Annotated in this window: 6 protein-coding genes and 4 pseudogenes; 2 read left to right on the forward strand and 8 right to left on the reverse strand. The window is 57.1% G+C overall.

The genetic code is table 11. From position 1 onward, the window contains the following. Nucleotides 1-19 precede the first annotated feature (19 nt). Entirely contained in the window at nt 20-319 is a 300-nt protein-coding gene (locus AC19YY_RS17045; protein WP_034113307.1) for a ribbon-helix-helix domain-containing protein, read from the forward strand. A 90-nt stretch (nt 320-409) separates the two neighbouring features. On the opposite strand, the gene AC19YY_RS17050 is transcribed toward AC19YY_RS17045, so the two are convergent. Continuing rightward, the gene (locus AC19YY_RS17050) at nt 410-1,948 is read right to left on the reverse strand and encodes an IS3 family transposase (RefSeq protein WP_133076947.1); all 1,539 of its coding nucleotides are present in this window, start codon (nt 1,946-1,948) and stop codon (nt 410-412) included. A gap of 41 nt (nt 1,949-1,989) precedes the next feature. On the opposite strand from AC19YY_RS17050, the pseudogene AC19YY_RS17055 reads away from it, so the two are divergent. After that, nucleotides 1,990-2,970: pseudogene (locus tag AC19YY_RS17055) on the forward strand (zinc-dependent alcohol dehydrogenase family protein). A 331-nt stretch (nt 2,971-3,301) separates the two neighbouring features. Here AC19YY_RS17055 and AC19YY_RS17060 read toward each other — a convergent pair. From AC19YY_RS17060 to AC19YY_RS17090, 7 genes and pseudogenes are all read right to left on the reverse strand, one after another. Further along, a pseudogene (locus tag AC19YY_RS17060) lies at nt 3,302-3,424 on the reverse strand (IS110 family transposase); the annotation flags it as partial. Continuing rightward, nucleotides 3,418-4,131, reverse strand: coding sequence for a tyrosine-type recombinase/integrase (locus AC19YY_RS17065; protein ID WP_133076948.1), 714 nt, complete (start codon nt 4,129-4,131; stop codon nt 3,418-3,420). The pseudogene AC19YY_RS17060 and the gene AC19YY_RS17065, both read right to left, overlap by 7 nt. Continuing rightward, entirely contained in the window at nt 4,128-4,748 is a 621-nt protein-coding gene (locus AC19YY_RS17070; RefSeq protein ID WP_133076949.1) for a tyrosine-type recombinase/integrase, read from the reverse strand. The genes AC19YY_RS17065 and AC19YY_RS17070 overlap by 4 nt, the downstream gene beginning before the upstream one ends. A gap of 12 nt (nt 4,749-4,760) precedes the next feature. Next, nucleotides 4,761-5,378 carry a hypothetical protein gene (locus tag AC19YY_RS17075; RefSeq protein ID WP_133076950.1) on the reverse strand — a complete coding sequence of 206 codons (618 nt, stop codon included), beginning with the start codon at nt 5,376-5,378 and terminating at the stop codon, nt 4,761-4,763. 145 nt (nt 5,379-5,523) lie between these two features. Then, a pseudogene (gene istA / locus AC19YY_RS17080) lies at nt 5,524-6,549 on the reverse strand (IS21 family transposase); the annotation flags it as partial. Nucleotides 6,550-6,778: 229 nt separating this feature from the next. Then, a pseudogene (locus tag AC19YY_RS17085) lies at nt 6,779-7,018 on the reverse strand (transposase); the annotation flags it as partial. Between the two features lie 89 nt (nt 7,019-7,107). Then, complete coding sequence (locus AC19YY_RS17090; protein WP_200657273.1) at nt 7,108-8,211, reverse strand: IS5 family transposase; 1,104 nt, start codon at nt 8,209-8,211, stop codon at nt 7,108-7,110. Nucleotides 8,212-8,392: the final 181 nt, after the last annotated feature.

Below are 8,392 nucleotides of genomic sequence, written 5' to 3' on the forward strand. Positions count from 1 at the left end.
TACTGGGTAGGGCCTCAAAATGTGCGAACTGTATATTAAAGCCGATCCAATTCTGTATGAGTCTCGATCACGCTCGTTGCGCATACATGGCGTTATCACGACTCTGCGGCTGGAAAATCAGTTTTGGGACATCCTCACCGAAATGGCCGCTGGGGAAGGACTAACCACCAACCAGTTGATCACCAGACTCTATGAGGAGATCACAAAAGCTCGGGATGAGGTGGTGAACTTCTCCTCATTCCTACGGGTTTGTTGCACTCGATACCTGGCTCAACAGCGCAGTGCCGCACCTCTTAAGCTGGTAAACCGCAGCGCCTGATTTTAAGCGATCGATACAGGAGCTGCGGTCTATCTGTTGGTGCCGGCGCCAAATTGACCCAGTGGGGATGCGGACAAAAACTTGGACTGGTTATGCCGCGAGGCCCAGGCTCTCACGATACTCAATGGGACTGAGAGCGCCGAGGGAAATCTTGATACGTTTCTCGTTGTACCAGCGAATGTATGAGTCCAGGGCCTGAATGAACTGCTCGATGCTCGTTGACTGCCAGTTGCGAGGATAGAACAGCTCCGTTTTCAGCCGGCCGAAGAAGCCTTCACACGCCGCGTTATCAGGTGAGCAGCCCTTGCGCGACATCGAACGAATCAGCTTCGCATCAGCGATGCGCGATAACCAGCCGGGCCAGCGGTAGTGCGCGCCACGATCGGAGTGAACAACAGGCCGTTTATCGTTGCAGGCCACCGTTTCGACGGCCGCATCCAGCATCGTGTTCACAAGCTCGGCGTCGGGACGCGTGCCGATCGACCAACTGATGACCTTCCCATCGAAGCAGTCGATGATGGGGGACAGGTACACCTTGCCGGCCGGGATCTGGAACTCCGAGATGTCAGTCAGCCATTTCTCATTCGGAGCAACAGCTGTGAAGTCCCGGTTGACGAGATTTTCCGGCGCGGGACTGATCTCCCCGAGGTAGGAACCGTATCGACGCCGTTTCGGCTTGGCGACGACCAGGCACTCCTGCTTCATCAAGCGCTGCACCACCTTCTCTGACAAACGCACGCGCTGCCGGCTCAGCGAAGCCCTCATCCGTCGGTAGCCATAGCAGCGATGATTGCGCTCGAAGATGTCTGCCATGGCACGACGCACTTCGGTGTATTTTTCCGCGACCTGCATTCGGGCTCGATGGTAGAAATAGGAACTTCGGGCCAAGCCCAGCGCTTCAAGCAGCTCTGACAAGGAGTATGTCTGCCTCAGGGCATCAGCCAGCAATGTCTTCTCCCGGTTGGTCAGGACTTGCCGGTCGATGCCCGTATCTTTTTTTATGAGTTCATTCGCCTTCATCAACAGGTCGTGTTCAAGCTGCAGACGGCGCACGTCGAGCCTGAGAGATTCGAGTTGCCGTTCCAACTCTTCTCGCTCCGGTGACGACGGGGGTTCTAGTCGGCGCTTCATGGATGCAGATACCTCTGGGCCGAGTAGCTGGTTTTTCCAGTTGTACAAGGTCGGCCTACATACGCCTAGTTTTTCAGCCAGGGCTTTCGCACTTTCTTTTCGCGTGCACAGCGCGATGACCGCTGACTGCTTCATCGCTGGCGGGCGGGCCAACCCGTCAGATCGGCCAACGACACGCGTATGCAACTCGGGGTGCAATTCGTAAATCCAGGCACGCAACGAATCCCGTGCCGGGTAGCCCAACGCCGTGACGGTAGCGGCGATGCTGCGACCGTGTTCGAGATAGTACTCGACAGCCTTTTCCCTTTGGGCCAGTGAGTACTTCGACTTCGAGTTCTCGTAGCCACGCGGCAGGTCGAGGCATCGCTCATACTCTGCATGCCAGCTCTTCAAAGAGTTCTTCGTCGGGTAGCCCAGCTGACGAATCGTTACCCCAATGCGTTTCCCCACTTTTATGTAGAGCTCGACCGCTCGGATGCGGTCTTCGTATGAATACATGAACTACCTCCAGGTAGTCCAAGATTTCCGCCGCATCCCCCATTGTCAGAATCCACGAATACGGTGATGCCAGCGTTCTGAAGCTGGAAGATTTGGAAGTTTCGGCACCGGCACCAAACGAGGTGCAGATTGACGTTAAAGCTATTGGCTTGAACCGGGCCGAAGTGATGTTTCGCAATCACGCCTACCTACAGGATGCCGAGTTCCCCAGCCGCTTAGGCTACGAGGCCGCAGGCATCGTGGTTTCAGTTGGTAGCGACGTAACGGAGATCAAGATTGGTGACGAGGTCGCTGTAATCCCGCCTTTGGATATCGCTCGATGAGGCACTTACGGCGAGCTGGCCAATGTACCGGCTCACCTGGTGGTAAAGAGTCCTGAGAACTTATCCTTCGAAGAGGCTGCTGCGTCTTGGATGCAGTACGTTACCGCTTGGGGTGCATTGATCGAACAAGCAAAGCTGCGGCAGGACGACTTTGTCATCGTCACCGCTGCATCAAGCAGTGTTGGCCTGGCCGCCTTGCAACTTGCTCGTATGGTCGGAGCCACATCGATTGCGATCACTCGCACCAACGCGAAGAAGCAAGCCCTACTTGATGCTGGCGCTGCGCACGTCATCGTCAGTGATGAAGAGGACATCGTCGAGCGTGTTATGGCGACAACTGCCGGTCAAGGCGCCCGTGTTGTGTTCGATCCTGTAGGCGGGCCGTCCTTTGAACCCCTCACGCAGAGCATGGCGCGAGGCGGAATCTTGCTGGAATACGGCGCGCTTAGCTCTGAGCCGACGCCATTCCCACTGTTTACCGTGCTGGGCAAAAGCTTGACCTTGAAGGGCTATATCTATGCAGAAATTGTGGCCGACCTTGAAGCCTTGGAAAGAGCGAAGGCTTTTATTCTGCATGGGCTGAAATCTCGTGCGTTGCGCCCGATCATCGCCAAGACATTCGCGCTTAGCGACATTCAGAATGCCCACCGCTTCCTTGAAGCCAATCAACAAATCGGCAAAATCGTGGTAACTGTCTGACCGGCATTTAAGGGGCTGAGAGCGTAATTCTCGGCCCCGCTTCAACCCGATCCAGATGACCGTATATGGACTCCTCCTCGTTGCAAGCTTCCTTCGCTTTGGCGCCCGTGCCGACTGCGCACGTATATTCGGCCTCTGACTTCGGCATCGATTCGATGCAGGGCCATGATGGGCTATTCGCGCGTCGGCTCCCAATCGCTTCTACGTGCTCTACGCACCTGGACACTTGAGGGTTTTGCCAACGCCTGTTCGACCGGTTTGCCATCGTTCGGGTTGCTTAGCAATCTGGGTAGACGGTTTGTTTACTCGTTAGACTCGTCGGTTTGGTAGATCAGGCTGCAGCCCGATCCGGTTGGTAATCAGTGTCGTTGCGCAACATCGCCCAAGCCATGCGAGCTGTTTTGTTTGCGAGTGCGATAGCGGCCACATTGGGATGTGAGCGCTCGGCTAGGGGGCACCATCGGTGCGCCGGACGTTTGCCTTTGATCGAAGACGTGCAAACGCCCGCCGAACGCCACTCGCACTGAGTTGACCACCATCACGGCGAACGAGCAGTGGAGCGTCCAATGCGGTGCCGGGCGATGTGTGGACGGTCTTGATGTAATCGTGCAGGATCTGGGTTAAATGCGTTCCAGTCGGAACCCACCGCGTCTTGTAGAACTTCGTGTCGCGGATCGTTAACAGACTCTGCTCAAGGTCGACGTCGGCAAAACACAAGTGCAGCGCTTCGCTCAGTCGTAGGCCCGTTCCGTATAAAAGCAGCACTAGCGTTCGAAGGGTACGTGGTTCGATTAATGTTGAATGTAAGCCATCAACGGCATTGATCAGTCGAGCTATGTCGCTATCGGTATATACATAAGGTCGGAAGGTTTGGGGGCAGCGTGGTGTGTTGATTGGTAGCGGAATGCCTGATGAAAGACTGCGGGCAAGTGCGAAGCGGAAAAACCCCAACAATGCCGAATGTTTGCGATGCCAATACCGACTTAGCGGCCTGTTACCGTCGAGAAATGCTCGAACCTCCTGTGGCGAAATCGAAGTCAGTTCGCGGTGACCACCGACAGACCTGACGAACAACCGTAAAACAGCGCTAATGCTGGTTCCCTTGCAGCCGTTAGCCTGGACGGTTTTCATGTATAGCGTGGTTGCGTCGGCGAGATTCATAGGAATCTCCCGAGATCAACGTCGGCTACCCGACGCAGACCATCAATGTCGACCTTTGCGTACATCGCCGTCGTAGCAGGATGACTGTGACCAAGAAAATCACCTATTTCCTTCATCGTTAGTCCTTGGGCAAGCATGCGCGTCGCACATGCATGCCGCAGCGCATGTGGGCCGTTATGTTTTATGGCCAAACCCATCGGCCGTAGCCGACGGTTCACGACCTGCCAAAGAGCGCTATTGCTGACCGGCTGATAGGGAGCACGCAACTGGAGAAACACCTCCCGCCGATCAGTCGTCGGCCGTACTGACCGCAGATATCTGACAAGGGCATCGGCCATGTCACCAGTTAATGGATAAAACTCAACGCGTGGACTCTGTTTGGTGCGATGCACGCGAACAATCGCCTGCTCCCAATCGAGATCCTCAAGGCACAAGCGACGCACCTCGGCTACGCGTAAGCCGTAGAAAGCGAACAGCAACATGATTGCGCGATCTCGGATCGCGCTCGGTCGTTCGCCTTGCAGCCCGCCCAGTAGAAGATGGACTTGCTCCCAGGATGGGCCAGCCGGCAGCGTCTCACCTTGATAAATCCGCAGTGGTCGGATAGTTTCCGCCAAACCTGGTTGACACTACCTGTGCTCTTGCAGATAGCGAAGGAAACTTCGCAGGTCGTAACCATAGGTCTGCATTGAGGCACGCGTCAGACCGTCGCGGCGCCCCTTCAAGGCAAGGATGAGATCGACGGTTTCCCAGTCGAGTTGAGCAACGTCAAGTCCTTGCGCATCGGCCAGTCGGAGAAACTCAGCGGCACGACCACAGCGTGTGTAGATCGTTACAGCTGATAAATTGAGTTCATCGCGCATGAAACGCGCATACGCCTCGATCTGCAACGTGCCGGGCTGTTTGACGACCGGTGCCTGTAGCTTCCCGATAAAGCGGAGCCAGTTCGTCGCCGTCGATATGAACACGGTGCGGGAAGCCTGCCCATCTGTACGGGTTGGGTTAGCTACATGACGGGCGACCCATCGATTTGCCATTACGTTGATCCGGGCGGATGCGACGGAATCTGGCAACCTCCAGCGAAACTCCGCGCCGATGCACAGCATGTAGGCCGCGCAGCGAACCAGCGTCTTGCGAGCAACCTGGTGGTCTTGCAAATATTCCAGATAACGAACTCTCTCTGAATAAAGAGGTGCTTCCGTATGGCGCGCGACCGTTGTTGCTCGCTTGAATAGTTGATCGAACATGAGTAAATCCTCCTGCCGCAAAAACGCGGAATACTCATGCTGCGCTCCAAATTGCCTTCACATTTCTGTGGTCTCCCGACGGCGCCAGGTCAAGCGCTCTGCCACTCAGCAGAGCAAAGGCCACAGAAATCGCTTGGCCACACAAGATGTTGACCTTGCAGCGTTTGAAGGTCACGACCTCGTAAGGGTGCGCCGGTAACGGCTTCAGCGCCGGCTGGTCGAGTTGCTCGAACCAGTCCCGTCGGCATCCGTCGAGCTTTTTGAAGGGGCGTCGGTTCAAGTTCTCCAGCAAGCCCGCGATGGCTTGATTGAGCGCGTGCAGGCTGAAGAACTGCTGATGCCGCAACCGCGCCATGATCCAGCGCTCGACCACTTGCACGGCCACCTCTGCCTTGGCTTTGTCCTGTGGTTTGCGTGGGCGTGCCGGGAGCATGATGGCGCCGTAGTGCTGGGCACACTCCAGCGCCGCGCGGTTCAGACCCGGCTCGTAACGGTCGGGCCGAGCGACCAGGGCTCGCGGGTTGTCCGGGACGATCATTTCGGGGACGCCACCGAAGTAGCTGAGGGCCTGGCTCAACGCCGTCAGCCAGTCCACTTGGGTCTCGCTCGGCGTGGCGCACGCGTAGGTGTAGTTCGAGGCGCCGAGGGCGGCGACGAAGATGTGCGCCTCTCGGATCTCGCCGGTGGCGGCGTCGATCACCGGCAGCGTGGGCCCAGCGTAGTCGATGAACAGCTTTTCGCCCGCGCGGTGCTGCTGGCGCATCGAGCGTTTGAGGGTACGGGCGTAGCTGCGGTAGTGCTCGACGAACTGGGTGTAGCGGTAGGTCGGCTGGTCGGGATGAGCGGCGGTGTACTCCTCCCACAACAGTTGTAGCGTCACGCCTTTGCGGCGTAGTTCGCGGTGCAGGGTGATCACGTCGGGCAGCACCCGGTCGCCGCGGGTGTGGATGATCCTGGCGGCGGGCACCAGGGCGGCACCGAGCGCCACCTCGTCCAGCAGCGCCAACGCGGGCCACTCGATGCCGGTGTCACGCGCGGCCTTGATGTACTTGCTGACCACGCCTTTGGACAGCTGCAAGGCGCGGGCGATCTTCTCGTGGGACAGGTCGGCCTCGAACTTGAGGCGCAGGCATTCTTTGATATTACGCATGGCTACTCGCTGCGCCGCCATCCTTCGACTCCCCGAAATGGGGGCAGGGTGGCGGCGGGTCAGGTCATGCGCAATGAGGTGCAGGGTATTTCGCTAACAACGTGACCGCTCATTTCGGTAAGGGCGTGACCGGCTGTTTCGGAACAGGCGGAAATCGGTCACGTTGTTAGCGAAATGAGCGGTCACGCGTTAGCGAAAGGGTCGGTCACGATGTACCGAAACGGGCGGTCACGATGGGCCGAAATACGCAGAGCGCTTCTTCCATCGCCGGATCACTGTAGCCGAACCAGTTTTGCATCAAATGAACCCGCAACATGGCCATCAATGGATACGCCGGACGGCCCCCTTCGCCCTTTGGATAATGCGGCTCGATCAAATTAACCAAGCCCTTCCAGGGCACCACCTGATCCATCTCGATTAAGAAGCGCTCGCGGCGGGTCTGCTTACGTTTGCCGGCATATTCGGCGTCGGCGAAGGACATCTGTTTCATCGGGGCTCAACTGTTCCGTTTGTGCGTGGTGGGTATTTCACCAGATCGGGAAGTCTTTTTCAGAGTTTCCTTAGAGGGTGTAGACAAAATCAAGTAGTCAGCCGACGAGCAAGCATCCGGGCCTCGGCCAGCCACACCCATGCTGCACTCACATCGAACAAGCGATCGTGGTGCATGATCAAGCGCCTGGCCCGCTCATTCCAGGCGTGAGTTCGTTCCACTACCCAGCGCTTGGGCATAACCACAAAGCCGCTTGTAACCGGCGCTGTCGTGAACAAATCGCCTTGTTCTGAATGCCACTTCCCGGTACGTCGATTGTTTGGCCCTCGAATGACTTGAACTTCAAGCGAATGACTGTGCCGCGTGCGCTGGGCCCACTTTCCGGCATAGGCACTGTCGACGAACAGGGTATTCAATGATGGGTACTTGCTCATCGAGGACGTCACCGCGTCGTCTGCCGCATCTCGATCCTGCACGCTGGCTGCACTGATGCTCACCGCCAAGAGCAAGCCTAAGGTATCAACGATGAGACTGCGCTTGCGCCCTTTCACCTTCTTGCCTGCGTCGTAACCACTTTCACCACCCTGGGGCGAGCTACGAGTTGATTGAGAATCCAGAACAGCGGCTGACGGCTTTTCATCACGATCCACCCGCTCTCGCCATTGGGCACGAAGCCGATCATGCATTTGCTCAAATTTGCCCTGAGCGCTCCAGCGGCGGAAAGTTTTATAGACATTGTCCCAATGTGGAAACTCGCGAGGCAGCATTCGCCATGAGCATCCAGTGCGCACGACATAGCAGCAAGCCTCCAGGAGCGTGCGCCTGGAGTGCCGGGGTGGCACGCCACGACCGCCCGATACTTCAAACAAATCTGCGACCAGCGTCCATTCGGCGTCGGTCAGGCAACTGGGGTAGCGCTGCTCCGGCAACTGACGCCGGTGTGCCTCGGTGTAGCCATAAGACTTACGAGGCTCGGGAGGTTGGAAACTACCTTTGGCCCGTTCCTTTACACGAACAATCCCCGCCAGTTTCAACGCCTTTGCGAACGTGTCGGGATGAGCGGTGATGCATGTTTCAGCATGGAATGCTTGCGCCAATTCGGCCTGACTGGAATAGGGCTGCGCATGAGCAAGCTTGGTCAGCAGTGGGTAATGCTCCGCAGCAATTGCGGGCGGGCGTCCAGTTTTAGGCATGGCAATGCTGTATATAAGAGAGGCAAGGAGTTTACTTTATTTTGTCTACACCCTCTAAGGAATCTCCGAACAAGTCCCGGATATGCGAAAATCGACCGACCACCTGATCCGAGCCTCCCATGAGCCAGATGAGCTTTTCCGACTTCGAGTACGCCGGCAAGCGCAAGCAAACCCGCCGCGA

Source organism: Pseudomonas sp. MF09156, assembly GCF_059862305.1.

Excerpts from the sequence above, each read along its gene's own strand:
- AC19YY_RS17050 (WP_133076947.1), bottom strand. The coding sequence starts at position 1,948 with ATGTATTCATACGAAGACCGCATCCGAGCGGTCGAGCTCTACATAAAA.
- AC19YY_RS17090 (WP_200657273.1), bottom strand. The coding sequence starts at position 8,211 with ATGCCTAAAACTGGACGCCCGCCCGCAATTGCTGCGGAGCATTACCCA.
- AC19YY_RS17065 (WP_133076948.1), bottom strand. The coding sequence starts at position 4,131 with ATGAATCTCGCCGACGCAACCACGCTATACATGAAAACCGTCCAGGCT.
- AC19YY_RS17075 (WP_133076950.1), bottom strand. The coding sequence starts at position 5,378 with ATGTTCGATCAACTATTCAAGCGAGCAACAACGGTCGCGCGCCATACG.
- AC19YY_RS17045 (WP_034113307.1), top strand. The coding sequence starts at position 20 with ATGTGCGAACTGTATATTAAAGCCGATCCAATTCTGTATGAGTCTCGA.